The sequence below is a fragment of the Acinetobacter sp. V89_4 genome (assembly GCF_029967875.1).
Classification (GTDB): domain Bacteria; phylum Pseudomonadota; class Gammaproteobacteria; order Pseudomonadales; family Moraxellaceae; genus Acinetobacter; species Acinetobacter oleivorans.
Map to the genome: position 1 here is coordinate 48,928 of NZ_JASCAI010000029.1, position 19,438 is coordinate 68,365.

Genomic DNA, 19,438 nt, shown 5'->3' on the forward strand with positions numbered 1-19,438 from the left:
GGTTTGTAGGAAATAGCCATTCCTGCTTTGTTTTTGTCCTAATTGCATTTATTGTGTTAATTCTACTTGTCTTTTATATATCGCTCGTTGATGATCAAGATGCCGAATTCGGTATTGCCACCCGTTAATTGACGACTTAATTCTGAGCAGCCATGCTATCTAAATTTTTTATTCAGCGCCCTATTTTTGCCAGTGTACTTGCAATTATTGTTATGGCATTTGGTATTTTTTCGGTACTGAATTTGCCAGTAGAACGCTACCCCGATATTGCACCACCAAAAATTACAGTATCGGCAAGTTATAGTGGGGCAGATGCACAAACGGTTGAGCAAAGTGTTACTCAGATTTTAGAACAGCAAATACAAGGTATTGATCACTTACTTTATTTCAGCTCTACCAGCGACTCGTCGGGACGTAGCCGAATTACCATTAGTTTTGATAATGGAACAAATCCAGATACAGCACAGGTACAAGTACAAAATAGTATTAGTGGCGTGATAAGACGTTTACCAGATGAAGTACAACGCCAAGGAGTGACGGTAAGTAAGTCTCTGGGCGATACTTTTATGGTGGTAGGTTTATATGACTCGACTGGTAAAGCGGGGAATATTGAGCTATCAGACTATTTAACGACACACGTGGTAGATAACCTGAACCGTATTGAAGGGGTGGGTGAGTCTGATGTTTTCGGTTCGCAATATGCAATGCGAATCTGGTTAAACCCTGATAAATTAAAACAATATAATTTAATGCCAAGTGATGTTGCCAGTGCAATCACCGCTCAAAATACTCAAGTGGCTGCGGGTGCAATTGGTGATTTACCTGTTATTGATGGGCAATATTTAAATACTAAAGTTACAGCTGGTTCTCGACTAAAAACAGTCGAAGATTTTAAAAATATTGTAGTGAAATCAAACCAAACAGCGAGTTATGTCTATCTAAAAGATATTGCTAGAGTTGAGTTGGGTGCAGAAAACTATCAGTTTTTTAACACCATTAATGGTTATCCTGCCGCAGGTTTAGGTATTTCACTGTCTTCGGGTGCAAATGCCATTCAGACCTCTAAACTCATCCATCAAACTCTAGATCAGCTTACAACTAAACTACCTGCGGGTTATAAAATTGTTTATCCACGTGATAACACGCCGTTTGTTCAAGAGTCGATTAAGGAAGTCGTAAAGACGCTTATTGAAGCGATTATTTTAGTTATTCTGGTAATGTTTTTGTTCTTGCAAAGCTGGCGCGCGACACTCATTCCGAGTATTACCGTTCCGGTTGTTATTTTAGGAACTTTTGCTGTTTTATATGTGCTCGGTTTTAGCATTAACACCTTAACCTTATTTGCACTGGTACTCGCCATTGGCTTGTTAGTGGATGATGCAATTGTAGTCGTAGAAAACGTTGAACGGCTCATGCATGAACAGCACTTAACACCCAAAGAAGCAGCTATTGAGTCAATGGGCGAAATTAGTGGTGCTTTAATTGGGATTACATTGGTACTAACTGCTGTTTTTATTCCAATGTCTTTTTTAGGTGGCTCAATTGGGGTGATTTACCGCCAGTTTTCCATTACCTTAGTTGCCGCTATGGCGTTATCGCTCGTTGTTGCATTAGTTTTAACACCTGCATTGTGTGCTTTAATTTTAAAGCCTAACCCTCAGCCTATGCGTTGGGCTGTTTGGTTTAACCAAAAGATTGATCAACTTAAAAATCAATATATCAAGATCGTCCAAACAAGCATTCGTTACAGTAAGTCGGTTGTTGTGATTTTTGTGGCTTTGATTGCTATTTTTGCCCTGTTCTATAGCGGTTTAAAAAGTGGATTTATTCCTAAAGAAGATCAAGGCATTTTAAGCGTTCAAATTAAGCTTGTTGATAGTGCTCCAATTTCTCAAAGTCAGAAAATTGGTGAACAAGTTCGTCAATATTTCTTAACTCAAGAAGACAAAAATGTGGATTTAGTCTTAATCCGCTATGGTCGAAACAATTCGGGTACAGGGCAAAATTTAGCACAAGGGTTCATTGCTTTAAAACCGTGGGATGTGCGTACTGGAAAAGAAAACTCAGCGGATGCTATACAAAAGCGGGCAATGAAATATTTTAGTCAATTAAATAATGCTCAAATTAATGTGACTTTACCACCTTCAGTAAATGGTTTAGGTCAAACCGATGGTATGGATTTATGGATTCAAGATTTAAATGGGCAAGGACAAGATTTTCTAGATAGCACCTTCCGTCAATTGCAAACTCAAAGTAAAAATTATTCAACTTTTGAAAACTTTGATAAGCAATCAACCAATAGTAAAGCAAATCTCAATATCAAAATTGATCAGAAACAAGCATTAGCAAATGGTTTAGAACTACCCGCGATTAACAACACTTTGTCGAGTGCGTGGGGTGGAACATATGTGAATGACTTTATTGACCGTGGTCGTATTAAGCGTGTCATGATTCAAGGTGATGCTGAGTTCAGATCGAAACCTGAAGATTTATATAACTGGTCTGTGCGTAACAACCAAAATGAAATGGTGCCTTTTAGTTCATTTGCTAACTTTAGCTGGGGGGGCGCTCCTGAAATTGTAAAACGCTATATGGGTTATAGCGCCTTGCAATTACAGGCCGATGTTGCGAGTGGCAGCAGTTCAGGTCAGGCAATGAAAGATGTTGAACAACTTGTAAATCAGCAAAAAGATGTCGGTTTAGCTTGGACAGGTTTATCTTTTGAAGAACAGAAGTCGACAAATCAGGCCGTCTGGTTATATTTAATTTCGGCAGGCTTTATTTTCTTATGTTTAGCCGCTCTATATGAAAGCTTGAGCATTCCAGCCGCTGTGATGACCTCTATTCCGTTAGGTGTCGGAGGAAGTGTCATTTTCTCTTATATTTTCGGACTACCAAATGATGTGTATTTCCAGATTGCACTGTTAACCACAATTGGCCTGTCATGTAAAAACGCAATTTTAATTGTTGAGTTTGCAGCCTTGGCTCAAGAAAAGGGTAAGAATGCCATTCAGGCGGCTTTAGAGGGCGCTAGCTTGCGTCTAAGACCGATTTTAATGACATCTTTAGCTTTTGGTGCAGGTGTGATTCCTCTTGTATTTGCTCAAGGTGCAGGGGCTGTGAGTCGTCAAGAAATCGGTATTAGTATTTTAGGTGGTGTTATGTTTGGTACGGTGCTGGTTTTATTCTTTATTCCAGTTATGTATGTGTTATTACGTTCACTATTTAGATCGAAAGCATCTAGTTAAAAGTAAACAATTTAAAAAGAGGCATTAAATCAAGTATATTAAGTTTAACTTCTCTTCATATATTTGATTTAGATGCCTCAAGAAAAAAAATTAACAGAGCAACAGGTCATCGCATTAGAACGAGACCTTGCCAAGTTTGCCACCATGATGGACAGCGCGGTGCGTATTCCTTTTACAAAGCAGGGCATTGGTGCAGATGCTGCACTGAGCACGATTCCGATTGCTGGTGATGTCGCAGGTTTTGTGCTGACGTGTTATGCGATTTATAAAGCTAAACAGATTGGTGTACCACAACACAAGTTAACTCCAGTTATCAAACTGGCAGTTGTAGATGCTGTAGTAGGTTTTGTTCCAGTTGCTGGGACTATTTTTGATATTTTTATACGTCCTAGTAGAAAAGCATTAGATGTGGTTCATACGCACATACGCGAAGAATATGCGATTCAGAGCGATATTCATGTTGTTCATCCATATTTACATGAAAAGCTCGAAAAGAAGCAGCAGCACTCAGCCTTCTGGCGTAATCCTGTGGTGAGTTGGTTATGGTTGCATATACCCGATTTATTAGGCGCGTTTGTACTACTTTTAATTGGCTTCGCTGTTTGGTGGGGTGCAAGTTATCTTTGGGGTCTCTATCAAACCATGTAATAAAAATAAAGCCTCCAGTTGGAGGCTTTATCTCTTCACGTTAAACGTTTTATGGGCAATCTAATTGATGTAAAGCTGCCACACGTTGTTCAATTGTTGGGTGGGTTTGGAACAAAGCAGCTAAGCTAAAGCCTTGTTCTTTACCTTCCGCAATCGCGAAAGCTTTCATTTCTTTTGGCATTTGATCTGGCAATTCTGTCTCAGCTTGGAGACGTAATAATGCAGAAATCATTGCTTGTTTACCTGCTAAACGTGCACCTGCTTCATCAGCACGGTATTCACGATAACGAGAGAACCACATCACAATCGCAGAAGCGAGAATACCAAAGACGATATCTAATACCATGGTAATGAGGAAATAACCCATACCTGGGGCTTGATCATCTTGACGACCAAAAACATTACGGTCGATAAAATCACCGACTACGCGAGCAAAGAACATAACAAAGGCGTTCACGACACCTTGGATGAGTGCTAGGGTAACCATGTCACCATTCGCAACGTGACCAATTTCGTGCGCAAGCACAGCACGTAGCTCATCTTTGTTCATACGTTCAAGTAGACCAGATGAAAATGCAACTAAGGCATCATTCTTATTCCAGCCTGTTGCAAAGGCATTGGATTGATATGATGGAAAAATACCAACCTCTGGCATGTTAATACCAGAACGTTGAGAAAGTTCAGCGACTGTTTGCAATAACCAGCTTTCAGCTTGGTTACGAGGAGCATTCGGGTCGATCAGTTCTGTACCGGTCGTTTTCTTAGCCATCCATTTTGACATGAATAACGAGATTAAAGATCCCACCATACCAAACACAAAACAGATCACTAAAAGGTTGCCTAGATTCAAGCCACCCGCGCCATGGTAACTACCGACACCGAAGAGTGACAAAATAATGCCAGCTACAACCAGTACCGCGAGGTTGGTAAGCAAAAACAAACCAATCCGCATCATTGAGAAAATCCTCTTATAAATAAAATGTTATCTGATTTACAAATTCTAAATCATGCAGCTAATATGCGGGGCTTAGGGGAAAAATTCAAGAAAAAAATAAGGAATTGATACATTCTTTCATTTAGCAGAATGTACCTAAATTTAAAGAATAATTGGCTAAATTCGCCTAAATGGTAAGGATCAGGTAATAGATCTTTACAATTTAAAGCACATAAACTTGACGGAATAAACTGTCAGTAAACGTTCTTACTCTATTCGAATATGTGCAATTGCTGTGGCATTGTTTGTAACATAAGTACCTGTAGGCGCATCAGTAAATGTTCCATTAGATAAAGTCACAATTTGACGAGAATTGGAATATTTAGGAGCTGGTGTTGCTATTTGAGCTGTTGTCTTTTCCACTGAATTAGAGGATTGAGAGGTGACTTGTGCTGAAGTATTAGAAAAAGATGAGAAACCAGAACCAGATGAATATAAGTTTTGATATCGACTCGTTACACGGCGTACATAGTCTTGTGTTTCACGAAAAGGGGGAATACCGCCGTATTTATCAACGTTTCCTTCGCCAGCATTATAAGCAGCAAGCGCCATTTGAGTATTACCCCCAAAACGTTTGAGTAACCAGCTTAAATATTTTGCACCTGCAAATATATTTTGCTGAGCATCAAAGGCATTGGTCACGTTAAATCGACGTGCAGTCGCAGGCATGAGTTGCATAAGACCTTGCGCGCCAACTGGAGAGCGGGCATTGACGTTAAATCCTGACTCGGTATGCATGACAGCCTTAATTAAGCCTTCAGATACACCATGCTGTAGAGCAGCTTGTTTAATAATATGATCAAAAGCATTTTTATTTTTATTGTAGCTTGGCAGAACAGAAGCTTCTGATGCTCCCCAGTTCGTATAACTATGAATATTACTATCAGGGTAGTAAGTCACTTTTACTTTTTTAAGTGATTGATCATAACTTTTTCGGTTAGTCAGCAATGTACTACCATTTTTATCTTGGTAAATATACATTTGGCCTGCTGAACTCGAAGTTATGCCGACCGTAAAAGTGGTCATCCCCAGCAAACAAGAAATAAGAAATTGAACCGAATTTTTCATTTTATGTTATTCACAATTTTAAGGTATTTAAAACTTGCCAAAGAGTTTATCAAAAAATATTACTTAAAGAAGTTTTGTGTAATTTTTTTTATTTCGACTCTTTCAAAAAATCAAGCTGTTTTGTTCGAATGCTCATCAAAAAAAATTAAAAATTATTTTTAAAATGATTCTATTGACTTGAATAACATGTTGATATTAAACGGTAAAAAACATTGGTTAAAAAATGATCAATTTAAATAAAACCCTTAACAGAAGGTCAAAACAGTTTGTCAAGTACGAAGAAATCCACAATTTTATCCACAGGTTTTGTGGAAAACTGTGGAAAAGTCCAAAAAGTAAGCATTTTGCACATTTTTTGAACGCTTCAGTCAAAAATAGAGCATCACTTTTGCATCATGCATGAGCAATGTGACGACTTCAAGAATTGAAACTATTCTTTTGATGCGATTCTCTTCTGAATCATATAAAATTGCGCGGTATTTTTATTTATGGGTATATCTCGTCTATGTACGCGCCAGTTGAGTCCAATCAGGGATTTAATTTTAAGCCTGAACTTCCAACAAGCTCGGCCTATTACCGTTTGCTCAAGAAGCTTCGCCGTCAAGTTGGGCATGCTATTCGTGACTTCAATATGATTGAAGAGGGCGATAAGGTCATGGTGTGTGTGTCTGGTGGTAAAGACAGTTATACCTTGCTCGATATCATGTTGCAGTTTAAACGTATTGCACCAATCAATTTTGATGTTGTTGCGGTTAACCTTGACCAAAAGCAACCGGGCTTTCCTGAAGATGTCTTACCTCGTTATATGGAAGAAAATAACATTCCATATTACATTTTAGAAAAAGACACCTATACCATTACTAAACGTTTAACACCTGAAGGTAAAACCTACTGTGCAGTATGTTCACGTTTACGCCGTGGTTCTTTATATGGCTTTGCACAAGAAATTGGTGCGACTAAAGTTGCTTTAGGACATCACCGTGATGATATTCTTGCAACGTTCTTCTTAAACTTGTTTCATGGCGGAAGTTTAAAGGCGATGCCTCCAAAGCTTTTATCATCGGACAAGAAGAATATTCTGATTCGTCCATTGGCATATGTTGAAGAAAAAGACATCATCAAATATGCAGAGTTACGTCAGTTCCCAATCATTCCATGTAACCTTTGTGGTTCGCAGGAAAACTTACAGCGTGCAATGCTTAATGAAATGCTGCGTGACTGGGATAAACAATATCCGAAACGCTTACACAGTATTTTCGGTGCGTTACAAAACGTATCACCGTCTCAGTTAGCGGACCGTGAATTGTTCGATTTCGAAGCTTTAGATTCTCAGCGCGAGTTAGATTTTAAAGATCCGGAAGAGCTTAAAAACCGTTTAGATGTCGTGAACTTAAGCTTTGCTGCTGAATAAACGCTAGACATAGACAATGTTAAAGGCACTTTATAAACAAGTGCCTTTAATGTATCAAAATACTAAAAAATGAATGTTCCGTACAAAAAGTCATAGCCCTAAATTTAAATTACATGCTATAACAACGCTCAAGCAGAATTGCTTCACATGATGTTGTCTGGATAGACAACTAGAGAAATTGAACAAATAAATTTGAGGAAGAATCATGCCTGCATTTTTAACTGAAGATTGGTTTGCTACTGTCGAAAAATTAACTGCTGAAGCAGGGGATCTTAATTTGCCACCTGCTCTTGCGAATTTGGCAATTAATTTAGTAGTTACAGATGCTTCTGGAAATACCGAATTAGCTTTAGATGGGGGTAAAATCCAAAAAGGTTTGTCTTCAAATGCCAAAACAACTTTAAATATGGATGCTGAAACTTTACGTAAAGTATTCTTAGAGTTTGATATGGCTGCTGCTATGCAGGCATTCATGACTGGTAAAATTAAAGTTCAAGGTGATATGTCTCAATTAATGGCTTTACAAACAGCTAAGCCAAGCCAAGAACAAAAAGATTTGTTTAAGAAAGTATTAGAGCATACAGCTTAAATCTAAAAGAATTCATATAAAAAGCTTACCCCAAGAGGTAAGCTTTTTATTCACACAAACAAAGAATTTATCAACTTTTAAATAATAAAATTAGATATTAATTCGTGTTTGCGCTGTTTTGATATGTTCAAGATAAGCACGAATACGCGTGACATATTGAACCGCTTGCTTATATCGACCATTACGCGTTTTATTACTTTGCAAATAATCGTAGAGATTAACCCATTGGTTCGGATCTTTCCCTTGTGCTTGCAAGCGCTTCTGAATCTGGTTTACCGCACCTGGTCCCATATTATAGGCCACCAGCGCATACCAGTTCCGATCAGGGAAAGGAATATCATCATATTCACTTAACATCTGGTCGTAATACTTCGCGCCACCTTGAATGCTTTGAGCTGGATCACTACGATTGCTCACACCCATTGCTCGAGCAGTGCTATTGGTCAGCATCATTAAGCCACGAACACCTGTGGGAGAAACAGATTCTGGCTTTAAATATGATTCTTGATAACCAATTGCGGCAAGTAAATGCCAGTCGAGATCGTATTTAGCTGCACTTTGTTTAAAGCTCGCTTTATAAATCGGTAAACGCGTCGTTAAGTCACGTTGAATGGTTGACCAAGCTTCTGGTTTCACCACATTACGATTATAGAAAGAAGCGAGTTGCTGAGTCACACCATTTTGCTTACTTTGGCATACAAAGCCACTAGCGGTCTGGGTGAGGGGGTCATCAGCTTGTTTAAACACCCAGCTTAACTCAGGATTTAAACCATTTTTTTGCAGATCGACTGTGTCACCACAGCTTGCAGAAAAAGACATCAAACCTTTGTTCTCGATGGTACTTAAACCAGCGGTCGTCATCGCAAAGTTTGCTTTACCTTGCTGAACCCATCTAAGGGCAGTGGCATTGTCTGCCACGATTTTAAAGTCCAGCTTTACATTAAGGCTTTGTGCATAGTTACGGGCTAAGTCGTAACCAAAACCATGTAAAAACTGATCTTCTTTGAAAACGGTTGTCGGGCTTTCTACCGCAACAACAGTTAAAGTGTTTGTATTTACTACAGTATTGTACTGTAGGGTTTTTCCTGCATTAATACTATGAAATGGAAAAAGCATAGTACTAAGTGCAAGTGCTTTTAACGGGAGAGAAGAAAATAAAGAGTTAAGGCAAAGCCTCGACCCTGAACTTGAATTACTGTGCATGTTGTCTCCGCTACAGGTAATTTATGCCCCAAAAGTTAGACAAAAAGCTGCCATAACTTCTAAAAGTTGATAAATTCAATAAGGGGTGGGCAGTCATGACGTCATTCAAAATGACATGAAATGAAAAAAACAAACTGTGTAGAAAATCTACATAGTTTTCTAGAAGGTTAAAAATTGCTCAACATTTAATCTGCGCGCATCATAGTATTGAAAAAAAGTATTGTCAAATTTCGTACAATTAAATATTCGATATATCATCATAAACACATGAATTTCTTAAGGAAGAAAATTTATACACTTCTGATATGAGAAAATAGGGTATAAAATGCTACATCTTGTAAGCGATATGTTGTTAAACAGTGGTTTTTAATCATGAAATCTAACTTAATCACTCGATCTGGGCATGACAAATTAGTTGCTGAATTAAAACAACTTTGGCATGAAGAACGACCGGAAATCACAAAGAAAGTGAATTGGGCTGCAAGCTTAGGTGACCGCAGTGAAAATGCCGATTATCAATACAATAAGCAGCTACTTAGAAAAATTGATCGACGAGTACGCTATTTAGGAAAACGTTTAGAAGAATTAAAAATCATTGATTACGCTCCTGAACAAGACGGTAAGGTTTACTTCGGCGCTTGGGTAGAGATTGAAAATGAAGAAGGCGAGCAAAAAACTTTACGTATTGTAGGGATCGATGAAATTTATGATCATCACCCGCAGCATATCTCAATTGAATCGCCGATGGCTCGTGCACTGCTCGGCAAAGAAGTCGATGATGAGATTGAAGTACACACGCCATCTGGAAAAAAGCTTTGGTATATCAATACAATTCGCTATGAAAAGAACGAAAATCCAGAAAACTAAATTAATTTGTATTTATTTTGAGCGTTTGAATTAAAAGTTAAATAAAAGGTTTGCCAACTTGAGTTTTTATTTATATTATAGCGCTCGTTGGAAGCGTGGCAGAGCGGTTTAATGCACCGGTCTTGAAAACCGACGAGGGTGTGAGTCCTCCGTGAGTTCGAATCTCACCGCTTCCGCCAAATTCTTAAAAAGCCCTTGTTAATGACGAGGGCTTTTTTTTTACCTGTAATTTAAAACTGCTCAAGTGAAGAGAAAATACAGTATAGGTGTGATTCAATATGACTATTAAATTGTAGGAATCGTCCCACCATCAATCACATATTCAGTACCTGTAATTGCAGACGCACGGGATGATGCCAAAAAGGCGATAAGATTTGCTATTTCATCAGGTTTAGCTGGTCGTCCAATAGGAATTCCTCCGATTGAATCCATAACTATCTTTTTACCACCCTCGTAATTCTGTACCAGCTTGTAAAGCCAGTCGCTCTGCAAGAGCAATAGATGCCTCTGTTTCAATCCATCCTGGAGAGACTTGAATAACCCTAATACCTTTGGGAGATATTTCTTTTGACAGGCTTTTACTATAAGTCGCTAGCGCTGCTTTTGCAGCAGCATAAGCTGTCGTAGCTTCTGGTAATGGAAGTGAACGTTGTATTGACGTAACGTGGATTACAACACCTTGGCCTTGCTGAATCATATTGGGAATTAGTTGACGATCAATACGTATTGCAGGCATCAGATTTAGGTGAAGTTCTTTATACCACTCTTCATCGGTTAATGCTGCGAATCCACCTGCTGGTGCAGATGAACCACCAAGCATGTGTATAATTATATCCACACCACCTAATATCTCTTGTACTGCTTGGACGATAGCTTCACAACCTTCTCGAGTTGTGAGATCAGCAGAAACAAAATGTGCATTATTCGGTAAATAATCTGGTTGAGTTCTAGCAGTAGTTAGTACTGTTGCGCCGAGTTCATGGAATAATTGAACTGTGGCAGCGCCAGAACCTTTTGTACCCGCAGTGATTAAGGCACGTTTTCCTTTTAAAGTAATAAAATCTTCCATTAATAAATCCTCAATTTAACAACTTTGCCATTTTCAAGTGTGAACTGAAACTTAAGTTTCACAGGGCTATTTGGAAAGTTGCCACTCCCTTGTGTTAAAACCGTGCTGATATGGTCTGTATTAGAAACCTCAATAATTTCAAGTGAGTACTGGTATTTTTCTTTCATTGTCAGCAACCATGTACGAATTTCCACAATTCCTCTGTATAGACTGCCATCGTCTTCAACAATGGCAGAGTCAGAAAAAATTTGGTTTAAAGCATCTACGTCGTTCGCTTGATCAGCATCAAAGTATGCACTAACCACTTCTGGTATATCTTTCATGAGTCGCTCTTTTTGAATGATCTAAATTGATGTTTTAAATTTTATAATTTGACGATTGTTCTAACAATCCGTATAAAATGGGATGTTTAGTTGAATAAATCAGGATAATGGAACGAGCAAATTTAAATGATCTAAAAGCAGTAATGGCAATCGCCAAGCGAGGAACTTTTCGTGGCGCTGCGATTGAACTTGGGATGTCTACAACAGCTTTAAGTCATGCAATTAGTAAATTAGAGGAAAATTTGGGTGTACGTCTGTTTAATCGAACAACACGTAGTGTCTCATTGACAGAAGCAGGCAGACTTTTTGTAGAACAAGTCGGGCCTGCTCTTCAGGATATTCATAGTGCCTTAGATATTGTACGTTCGCAGAGAGAAACACCCTCAGGTACATTAAGAATCAATGCGGCCGCATTTGCAGCGAGAGAAATTATTTCTCCTGTGATTATCGAATTTCTCCGACGTTACCCAGAAATGAATATTGATTTGGTGACTGAGGGTAAACTTGTTGACATTATTGCTGATGGTTTTGATTTAGGTATTCGAGTTGCCCATCTTGTTCCAAGTGACATGATTGCAGTGTCTCTTGGTAAACTTCAAAGATATGTTGTTGTTGGTTCACCTGAGTATTTGGAGCGTTACGGAAAGCCAAAAATACCAACAGATCTTTTTAGACATAAATGTATTCGAGTACGTCTTCCTGATGGTGCACTATTTAGCTGGAAGTTTGAAAAAAATGGAGAAATTATTCAAATTGATGTGCAAGGACCGATTACCCTTGATGAAGCAAGCTTATCAAGAGCTACAGTATTAGAGAACATTGGCCTAGGATACTTTATGGAACAGGATGTTCGTGCTGAAATTGAGTCAGGTCAACTTATTTCTGTTTTGGACGATTGGATGCCTTGTATGTCTGGTCTCTGTTTATATTATTCAGGAAGACGCAACCAATCTGCTGGTTTGAAAGCCTTTCTTGCCCTAGTTCGTGAAGTAGCCTTGTGCAATAAGTAATTTGTTATATATCAATTTTGAATAACGCTATTTAATTTTTATAAAAATATGTGCTTATATTTTTCCTTATTGTCATCTTAGTTTGATTTATAAGTAATAAAAATCGATTGTTCTTCTCATTTAATAGTTCACTCTCCATTCTTAAAATAAAAACTTTAATCTTCATTTAAGTTCAACTCTTTAATTTATTACATAGCAATTGATTTCTTTAATAGGTCAGAAAAACTCAAACATGACTTTATTTTAGCTAAATCAAAAAATTAAAGTGAGTTATAAAAAATGAACCAATTCGTAACAAGTTCGAAGAATATTATTCGTGGTAAATTTCACCCCGAATTTTTGCAAGATGAAGTACTCGCCGATATTTTTATTCAAACTGCTCAAAATCTCTCAGATAAAACAGCTTTAATTGAAGCAAATAAAACATTGACGTATGGGGAGTTATATCAGCAAGCCTTAATTATGGCTCAACATTTGACGATAAGAGGGGTAAAACCTGGTCATATTGTTGGGTTATGGGTACCTCGTGGTATTGAGCTTTTAAAAGCCCAATTGGCGATTTGTTTAAGTGGCGCAGCTTGGCTTCCTTTTGATATGGATACGCCAGCCGACCGTATTGCGGTTTGTCTTGAAGATGCCGAAGCTGTCGGGATGATTACTACCGATGAATGGTATGAACACTTAGCTGAAGTGCCACAAACAAAATGGACAAATACTGAACTTCAAAAGCCACTCAGTGAAAATATTCCTTTAGCTAGAACGACCTCCGATCAACCTGCTTATATTATTTATACTTCAGGCTCAACGGGTAAGCCGAAAGGGATTGTAATTACTCAAAAAAATATTTGTCACTTTCTACGTAGTGAAAATAATATTTTAGATATTCAAGAGCAAGATAAAGTCTATCAAGGCTTTTCTGTCGCTTTTGATATGTCGTTTGAAGAAATCTGGCTGTCTTATTTGGTTGGTGCAACTTTGTGGATTGCACCTAAGTCGCTTGTCAGTGACCCTGAACGTTTATGCCAAACATTAAAGCAGGAACAAATTACTGTATTACATGCTGTTCCAACCTTACTGGCTTTGTTCCCTGAAGATGTACCTAATTTAAGAATTATTAACTTAGGTGGGGAGATGTGCCCAGACTCACTGGTGGACCGTTGGGCATTACCTCACCATCAAATGTTTAATACCTATGGCCCAACTGAGACTACGGTTACTGCAAGCCTTGAGTCGTTAGAACGCGGTAAACCCGTCACGATTGGTAAACCTCTACCAAACTATGGCATGTTGGTGATTAACGCTGAAAGAGAATTACTGCCTCAAGGTGAAACAGGCGAGCTGTGTATTTTCGGTCCGAGTGTGGCACCAGGCTATTTAGGCAGACCTGATTTAACTGCTGATAAGTTTATTGAAAACCCTTGGGCAATGAGTGCGGATGAAGAGTTACTTTACCGTACTGGTGATTTGGCAAAAATTGATGAATTTGGTCAAGTCCACTGCTTAGGTCGTGCTGATGATCAGGTGAAAATCCGTGGTTTCCGTGTTGAACTCGGTGAAATTGAAGCTGCGCTTTGTGACATTGATGGTATTGGTACCGCAGCAGTAATTTTACGTCAAGAAGACGGAATTGATCAGCTTATTGCTTTTATTGCAGCTGAGCTTGATGCCAAACAACCGATAGAAATTAAGCAGCTTCGTCATACTCTAGCTCAACGTTTACCACCTTATATGGTGCCGAATCGTTTTGAGATTATTGAAGAAGTACCGCGTTTATTATCTGGAAAAATTGACCGTAAAGCGTTAAAAGTAAGACCGCTTACGAGTGTGATTGATCGCAGTGAATCTGATCAGCCGCAAAATCCAGCCGAAGAAATTTTATTTGAAATTTTGAACCGTCTGTTTCCGAACATGCCGATTAAACTAGATTCGGATTTCTTTGATGATTTAGGTGGGCATTCGCTGTTAGCAGCCGTTTTAATTTCAAACCTGCGCGAACATCAAGAATATAGCCATCTTACAATTCAAAGCTTATATCAAGCGAGAAGAGTGGGGGCAATTGCTGCTTTAATGTTGGAACAGCCAGAACCAACGTTATTTGATAGCCAGATTGGGCAAGACAACCCGCGTAATCAAACTTATAAATGGTTATGTGGTATTGCGCAGCTTGCGACCATTCCAGTTTTAATTTCGATTAATATTTTGCAGTGGTTGGCACCATTTTTTACCTATCACTATTTTACAGGTGGAACCCGAGACAGCATTCCATATGCAATCGCGTTGTCTCTATTGGTTTATATCAGCGTTATTATTAGTAGTTTTGTACTTTCAATTACGGTGAAACGATTATTAATGCTGGGCATTGGTGCAGGACGTTATCCACTTTGGGGAATGACGTATTTCCGTTGGTGGTTAGCAGACCGTATTAGTAATATTTCACCAGTTTATTTATTGTCAGGTTCAACTTTACTTAACCTCTATTTAAAAGCACTCGGCGCAAAAATTGGACATGATGTCACCATTAGTTCAGTTCATATTCGCATGCCATCTTTATTAACTGTTGAAGATGGTGTGAGTATTGGCTCTCAAGTGAATTTAGAAAATGCCAAAGTCGAACATGGACATTTGGTGTTGGGTTCAATTCATCTTAAACAAGATAGTTATGTGGGTTCATATGCTGTATTAGAAGAAAATACAGTGTTAGAAAAACAAGCCCATGTAAATGCCTTAACTTCAATTGAATATGACACGGTTGTACCAGCCGGAGAAGTTTGGGATGGTACGCCAGCTAAGAAAATAGGGCATGTAGATGAACACGCTAAAATGCCAGAACGTCCTAAATTATCGTTCATTCGTAAGATTGCTGAATATGGATATTATGGGGTTAGTGCGTTAATCATTGCTTGTCTGTTCTTTATTCCAATTTTCCCAAGTTTCCTTTTGGTCGATTGGTTAGATGTAAACGTATTTAATATCAATCCGAATAACCACCTGCAAATCGCACTTTATTATTTTGCTTTAGCAATTCCAGCTAGTGCAATGATGATGATGATTACTGCTGTTATTTCTTCAGCAATACGCAAAATTGCATTGCCTCGTCTTGAGACTGGAACGTACGCTGTTCATGGCAGCACGTATTATCGTAAATGGTTTGCATCTCAAATTTTAGAAACAAGCTTACAAACATTGCACGGCCTGTTTGCTACGATTTATGCGCCTACATGGTTCCGTATGTTGGGAGCGAAAGTTGGTAAAAATACCGAAATTTCTACCGCAAATGGTGTTATTCCTGAAATGCTGACTTTGGGTGAAGAAAGCTTTATTGCCGATGCTGTAATGTTGGGTGATGAAGAGATCAAAGGTGGTTGGATGACATTAAAATCGACCAGAATTGGTAACCGTAGCTTTGTTGGAAACAGTGCATATATTGCTGATGGAACTGTTTTACCAGATAACGTTTTAATTGGCGTACAGTCAAAAACACCAGATAACCTTGAAATGTATGAGGGTCAAACTTGGTTTGGTTCGCCGCCATTATTATTGCCTGCACGTGAAGCAGCCGAAAAATATCCTGACCACTTAACGTTTAAACCAAGCTTCAAGCGCCGTTTCATGCGTGGTTTTATTGAAGGCCTTCGTGTTGTATTACCAGCCGCACTCGCAATTGGCGTGGGTTATATGATTGTGCTTGAAGTTATCGATGTTATTAATAAATACAACATCCCAACTGGTTTATTGGCTTTAACGCTTGCTGGTTTACTCTATGGTGTAGGCTGTTTCATTATTGTTGCATTGATGAAGTGGACTTTAATTGGTCGTTATCAACCACGTTCAGCGCCAATGTGGACCATGTTTGTGTGGTTAAGTGAAGGGATTACCAGCTTATATGAATCAGTTGCGATTCCTAACTTCTTAAACTACTTAAGAGGAACGCCAATGCTGCCATTCTTCTTACGTATTTTGGGTGTTCAAATTGGTAAAGATGTTTACATGGATACGGCTGATATCACTGAGTTCGACTGTGTAAGCATTGGTGACCGTGCAGAGTTTAATAGCTTCTCGGGCCCACAAACCCACTTGTTTGAAGATCGTATTATGAAAATTGGACAAGTGAATATTGGAAATGATGTGGTTGTAAATTCACGTAGTATTATTTTATATAACGCCAATGTTAGCCATCATGCAGTGTTAGGGCCATTAACGTTGGTTATGAAAGGTGAAAATATTCCTGCTAAATCTGCGTGGATTGGTTCACCAGCCGTGCCTTGGATTCATAAGTAATTGAAACTGAGCTTAACTAACTAATTTAAAAAGCCTTTGTGAAAACAGGGGCTTTTTTTTATGCATACGGCATAAATTACAGTCATAGTTAGCTTAAATATTGCTAACAAATCCTGAAAATTTCATATAAATCAAATAAGTACGTATTTTAATCAAAACTGTTTTATTTATATAATATGTTTTTTATTATCAGTACCTTACCAAGAGCGCATCTATATATCAAAATCGAACAAGTTATTTGTAGAATATTCACTTATTGATATATGATGATCCAATATTTAGAAACTGATTCAAAACATAATTCTGTTGTTCAGCGAGCAAGATCAAGGAAGAAATAAGGCTGAATTCAGGCTTCTAAACCCTTATATATCTGGAATTACTTCCAGCCAAATATTGCATTTCGACCCAATGGTTGGGAATGCCTCGCTCTTTTGTAGAGTAGGCGTTTCCTATTTTAGGATGTATCTATGAAAAAATTATTTAGTGTCCTGTTCAGTGCATCTGTACTCACACTGACTGCATGTAATAAACAACCTGCACAAACTGAAAATTCAGCACCAGCTAAAGACAAAACTGAGTCAGTACGCACAATTAAACTTGTTTCAACAGGTTCAGACACTGACGTATGGAAATATGTTGCAACGCTTCCTGAAACTAAAGAAGCGGGTATTAAACTCGAAGTGACTAACTTGACGGACTACGTTGTGTTGAACACATCTGTAGCAAGTGGCGAACAAGATGTAAACGCGTTCCAGTCATTTAACTATTTAGCAGCTTACAATGCTTCAAATACAGCTAAAGTTGCGGCTGTTGCGACGACTTACTTGGAACCAATGGGTCTTTACGCAAATAAAGTTAAAACTGTTGATGAGTTCCCACAAGGCGCTACAATCGCGATTCCAAACGATACTGCTAACGAAGCGCGTGCATTAACATTATTACAGTCTGCTAAACTTATTAAACTTAAACCAGACTTTGACCCCGTAAAAGGGACAACGAATGACATCGCTGAAAACCCTAAAGGTTTAAAATTAAAACCAATTCAAATGACTACAGCAGTTCGTGTTAAAAACGACGTTGATGCAATTGTATTGGGTAATACATTAGCACTTGAAGGCGGCTTAAACGTTCTGAAAGATTCTATCTTCCGTGAACCTATTGACCAGTCTACAAAGCTTTATGTGAACTTATTAGGTGTGGCTGAAGCGAATAAAAATGACCCGATCTATACGAAATTGGGTGAACTTTACCACTTACCTAAAGTACAAAAGTTTGTGAGCGAAAAATTTGCTGGCACAAAAGTTGAAGTGAACAAACCTGTTTCTGAGTTTACTGACATCAAATAAGTAATTTTTAATTTAAAATTATTTTAAAGCTAAGCCTCGGTAATCGGGGCTTAGTTTTTTTTATTTAGTCCATTGTATTTTAATTAAAAGTTATTAAATAAATTATTTATATATTTATTTAATAATATATATAATCGCAATGTGATTGTTGAATATATAAGAACATCAAGTTAATGAAATACTCAAGTGAACAAATTAAAAAAGCTTTATTGCTTACTCCATTGCCATTACTTTTATGGCATTTCTTTTTTAAATTCATGAATGTGAATAAAGTCGAATTTAACTTAGATCACATTTTTGCGTTTTTTCTTGGTATTGTAGGTTATAGCATTGTTTATTTAGCTTATTGTATTTTGACTGTACCTTTTACCTTTATTTTTTCCATGCTTTTAAATCATTATAATTATCTTAATGTGTGGACTATTTGTATTAGTTCGATAGTTATAACCTCGCTGTTTTTCTTTTTCTTAGGATGGATTTTTACAGGAGAAATTTCTCCAAAAATAAATTATATGGAATCTATGGAGGGGGAAGCACCTCCAAAATGGTGGATGATGTACACCGATATATCTTTTATTATTTTTATATTATTTCCTGGTCTATGTTATTGGAGATTTTTAATTTTTCTTCAAAAGAAACAATCAAAGATTATTAGAAGTTACTTTTCAAACTATTTCTAAAATTAACATACTGCACCTGATAAAAAATCTCTCTAGCTTAAAAAACGGCCTATCATAAATAGGCTGTTTTGATTTACAGTCCTTCAAAAAATGGTGTAACTCCAGAGATAGAGCAGGTACTAAATGATTTAGAGCTTGAATTGGAAAATTATTAAAAGATATCATATAGCCTCCTTAAGTGAGGCTAATTTCTAAGAGCAGTTATTCTATGAAAGAAGCTCACATCGTAACGAAAGCCAATTTTTAAGATCATTTAAGAAGGTAGGCCATATCTCATCTAGCTCTAATTTAGCTATACCTTCTAAAGCCAGATATAATTCATCATCATAATAATTTATAAAATCGTATAGCTCTTCATCTTCAGCAAATCTAGATATCTTTATTAATATTGCAAATAAATTAGAAATTAATTCTATTGAATATCCGATAGAGGGTGTTATCTCTGTATATTTTTTTAATATTTCATAAAGAATTTTTTTCTTAAGAGTAGGTTCTACGTTAGTTTCAGCAATACTAATTTTATTAAAATAATCTAAGACTTCTTTATCTTTAGACAAAAAACAAATATCTAAAGCTAATAGATCTGCTGGATTTTTGTCTAATTTATCTATAGCCCAGTTTTGAATTTCTTTAGCAGATTTTAAGTTTAATGTTAATTCCAGTTTGAGCTGGAATTTTTCTGCATCACTCATTTAATTTTATTC

At 37.6% G+C, this 19,438-nt stretch carries 14 protein-coding genes, 1 tRNA gene and 1 pseudogene; 10 read left to right on the forward strand and 6 right to left on the reverse strand.

Features of this window, described 5'->3' with window-relative positions; translation table 11 throughout:
• The first annotated feature begins 152 nt into the window (after positions 1-152).
• Positions 153-3,248, forward strand: coding sequence for a multidrug efflux RND transporter permease subunit (locus tag QLG01_RS16090; RefSeq protein ID WP_282496936.1), 3,096 nt, complete (start codon positions 153-155; stop codon positions 3,246-3,248).
• A 72-nt stretch (positions 3,249-3,320) separates the two neighbouring features.
• Positions 3,321-3,896 (forward strand): DUF4112 domain-containing protein, encoded by a 576-nt coding sequence (locus QLG01_RS16095; protein ID WP_013197011.1) that lies wholly within the window; start codon positions 3,321-3,323, stop codon positions 3,894-3,896.
• Positions 3,897-3,945: 49 nt separating this feature from the next.
• Here QLG01_RS16095 and htpX read toward each other — a convergent pair whose 3' ends face one another.
• The gene (gene htpX / locus QLG01_RS16100) at positions 3,946-4,851 is read right to left on the reverse strand and encodes a protease HtpX (RefSeq protein WP_282496937.1); all 906 of its coding nucleotides are present in this window, start codon (positions 4,849-4,851) and stop codon (positions 3,946-3,948) included.
• A 246-nt stretch (positions 4,852-5,097) separates the two neighbouring features.
• A complete protein-coding gene (locus tag QLG01_RS16105) occupies positions 5,098-5,958 on the reverse strand; it encodes a lytic transglycosylase domain-containing protein (RefSeq protein WP_282496938.1) in 861 nt (286 codons plus the stop codon).
• Between the two features lie 505 nt (positions 5,959-6,463).
• Between QLG01_RS16105 and ttcA the strand changes: the two genes are divergently transcribed.
• Both ttcA and QLG01_RS16115 read left to right on the forward strand, forming a co-directional pair.
• Entirely contained in the window at positions 6,464-7,369 is a 906-nt protein-coding gene (gene ttcA / locus QLG01_RS16110; RefSeq protein WP_005307874.1) for a tRNA 2-thiocytidine(32) synthetase TtcA, read from the forward strand.
• 205 nt (positions 7,370-7,574) lie between these two features.
• Complete coding sequence (locus tag QLG01_RS16115) at positions 7,575-7,958, forward strand: SCP2 sterol-binding domain-containing protein (protein WP_002118641.1); 384 nt, start codon at positions 7,575-7,577, stop codon at positions 7,956-7,958.
• 90 nt (positions 7,959-8,048) lie between these two features.
• Here QLG01_RS16115 and QLG01_RS16120 read toward each other — a convergent pair whose 3' ends face one another.
• Positions 8,049-9,161, reverse strand: a complete 1,113-nt coding sequence (locus QLG01_RS16120; protein WP_192833995.1) for a transglycosylase SLT domain-containing protein — start codon at positions 9,159-9,161, stop codon at positions 8,049-8,051.
• Positions 9,162-9,533: 372 nt separating this feature from the next.
• Between QLG01_RS16120 and greB the strand changes: the two genes are divergently transcribed.
• A complete protein-coding gene (gene greB / locus QLG01_RS16125; protein WP_004790517.1) occupies positions 9,534-10,028 on the forward strand; it encodes a transcription elongation factor GreB in 495 nt (164 codons plus the stop codon).
• 89 nt (positions 10,029-10,117) lie between these two features.
• A tRNA-Ser gene (locus QLG01_RS16130) sits at positions 10,118-10,207 on the forward strand.
• 106 nt (positions 10,208-10,313) lie between these two features.
• On the opposite strand, the pseudogene QLG01_RS16135 reads toward QLG01_RS16130, so the two are convergent.
• Positions 10,314-11,097, reverse strand: a pseudogene (locus QLG01_RS16135) (SDR family oxidoreductase).
• Positions 11,097-11,420, reverse strand: a complete 324-nt coding sequence (locus QLG01_RS16140) for a nuclear transport factor 2 family protein (RefSeq protein WP_013197015.1) — start codon at positions 11,418-11,420, stop codon at positions 11,097-11,099. The pseudogene QLG01_RS16135 and the gene QLG01_RS16140 overlap by 1 nt, the downstream one beginning before the upstream one ends.
• 107 nt (positions 11,421-11,527) lie before the next feature.
• On the opposite strand from QLG01_RS16140, the gene QLG01_RS16145 reads away from it, so the two are divergent.
• The 4 genes from QLG01_RS16145 to QLG01_RS16160 all read left to right on the forward strand — a co-directional run bounded on the left by QLG01_RS16145 (position 11,528) and on the right by QLG01_RS16160 (position 18,734).
• On the forward strand, positions 11,528-12,430 hold the full coding sequence (locus QLG01_RS16145) for a LysR family transcriptional regulator (RefSeq protein WP_013197016.1): 903 nt from the start codon (positions 11,528-11,530) through the stop codon (positions 12,428-12,430).
• Positions 12,431-12,709: 279 nt separating this feature from the next.
• Positions 12,710-16,708: a delta-poly-L-ornithine synthetase PosA gene (posA, locus tag QLG01_RS16150; RefSeq protein ID WP_282496939.1), complete on the forward strand. Its 3,999-nt coding sequence runs from the start codon at positions 12,710-12,712 to the stop codon at positions 16,706-16,708.
• Positions 16,709-17,175: 467 nt separating this feature from the next.
• On the forward strand, positions 17,176-18,054 hold the full coding sequence (locus tag QLG01_RS16155; RefSeq protein WP_005307722.1) for a MetQ/NlpA family ABC transporter substrate-binding protein: 879 nt from the start codon (positions 17,176-17,178) through the stop codon (positions 18,052-18,054).
• Between the two features lie 173 nt (positions 18,055-18,227).
• The gene (locus QLG01_RS16160; protein ID WP_282496940.1) at positions 18,228-18,734 is read left to right on the forward strand and encodes a hypothetical protein; all 507 of its coding nucleotides are present in this window, start codon (positions 18,228-18,230) and stop codon (positions 18,732-18,734) included.
• Between the two features lie 206 nt (positions 18,735-18,940).
• Here QLG01_RS16160 and QLG01_RS16165 read toward each other — a convergent pair whose 3' ends face one another.
• Entirely contained in the window at positions 18,941-19,426 is a 486-nt protein-coding gene (locus QLG01_RS16165) for a hypothetical protein (protein ID WP_267530915.1), read from the reverse strand.
• Between the last annotated feature and the right edge of the window lie 12 nt (positions 19,427-19,438).

What these genes read in the sequence shown, in the direction of transcription:
- ttcA (WP_005307874.1), top strand. Translation starts at nt 6,464, where the DNA reads ATGTACGCGCCAGTTGAGTCCAATCAGGGATTTAATTTTAAGCCTGAA.
- QLG01_RS16120 (WP_192833995.1), bottom strand. Translation starts at nt 9,161, where the DNA reads ATGCACAGTAATTCAAGTTCAGGGTCGAGGCTTTGCCTTAACTCTTTA.
- QLG01_RS16145 (WP_013197016.1), top strand. Translation starts at nt 11,528, where the DNA reads ATGGAACGAGCAAATTTAAATGATCTAAAAGCAGTAATGGCAATCGCC.
- htpX (WP_282496937.1), bottom strand. Translation starts at nt 4,851, where the DNA reads ATGATGCGGATTGGTTTGTTTTTGCTTACCAACCTCGCGGTACTGGTT.
- QLG01_RS16095 (WP_013197011.1), top strand. Translation starts at nt 3,321, where the DNA reads ATGCCTCAAGAAAAAAAATTAACAGAGCAACAGGTCATCGCATTAGAA.
- QLG01_RS16155 (WP_005307722.1), top strand. Translation starts at nt 17,176, where the DNA reads ATGAAAAAATTATTTAGTGTCCTGTTCAGTGCATCTGTACTCACACTG.
- QLG01_RS16160 (WP_282496940.1), top strand. Translation starts at nt 18,228, where the DNA reads ATGAAATACTCAAGTGAACAAATTAAAAAAGCTTTATTGCTTACTCCA.
- QLG01_RS16090 (WP_282496936.1), top strand. Translation starts at nt 153, where the DNA reads ATGCTATCTAAATTTTTTATTCAGCGCCCTATTTTTGCCAGTGTACTT.
- greB (WP_004790517.1), top strand. Translation starts at nt 9,534, where the DNA reads ATGAAATCTAACTTAATCACTCGATCTGGGCATGACAAATTAGTTGCT.
- QLG01_RS16165 (WP_267530915.1), bottom strand. Translation starts at nt 19,426, where the DNA reads ATGAGTGATGCAGAAAAATTCCAGCTCAAACTGGAATTAACATTAAAC.
- QLG01_RS16115 (WP_002118641.1), top strand. Translation starts at nt 7,575, where the DNA reads ATGCCTGCATTTTTAACTGAAGATTGGTTTGCTACTGTCGAAAAATTA.
- posA (WP_282496939.1), top strand. Translation starts at nt 12,710, where the DNA reads ATGAACCAATTCGTAACAAGTTCGAAGAATATTATTCGTGGTAAATTT.
- QLG01_RS16105 (WP_282496938.1), bottom strand. Translation starts at nt 5,958, where the DNA reads ATGAAAAATTCGGTTCAATTTCTTATTTCTTGTTTGCTGGGGATGACC.
- QLG01_RS16140 (WP_013197015.1), bottom strand. Translation starts at nt 11,420, where the DNA reads ATGAAAGATATACCAGAAGTGGTTAGTGCATACTTTGATGCTGATCAA.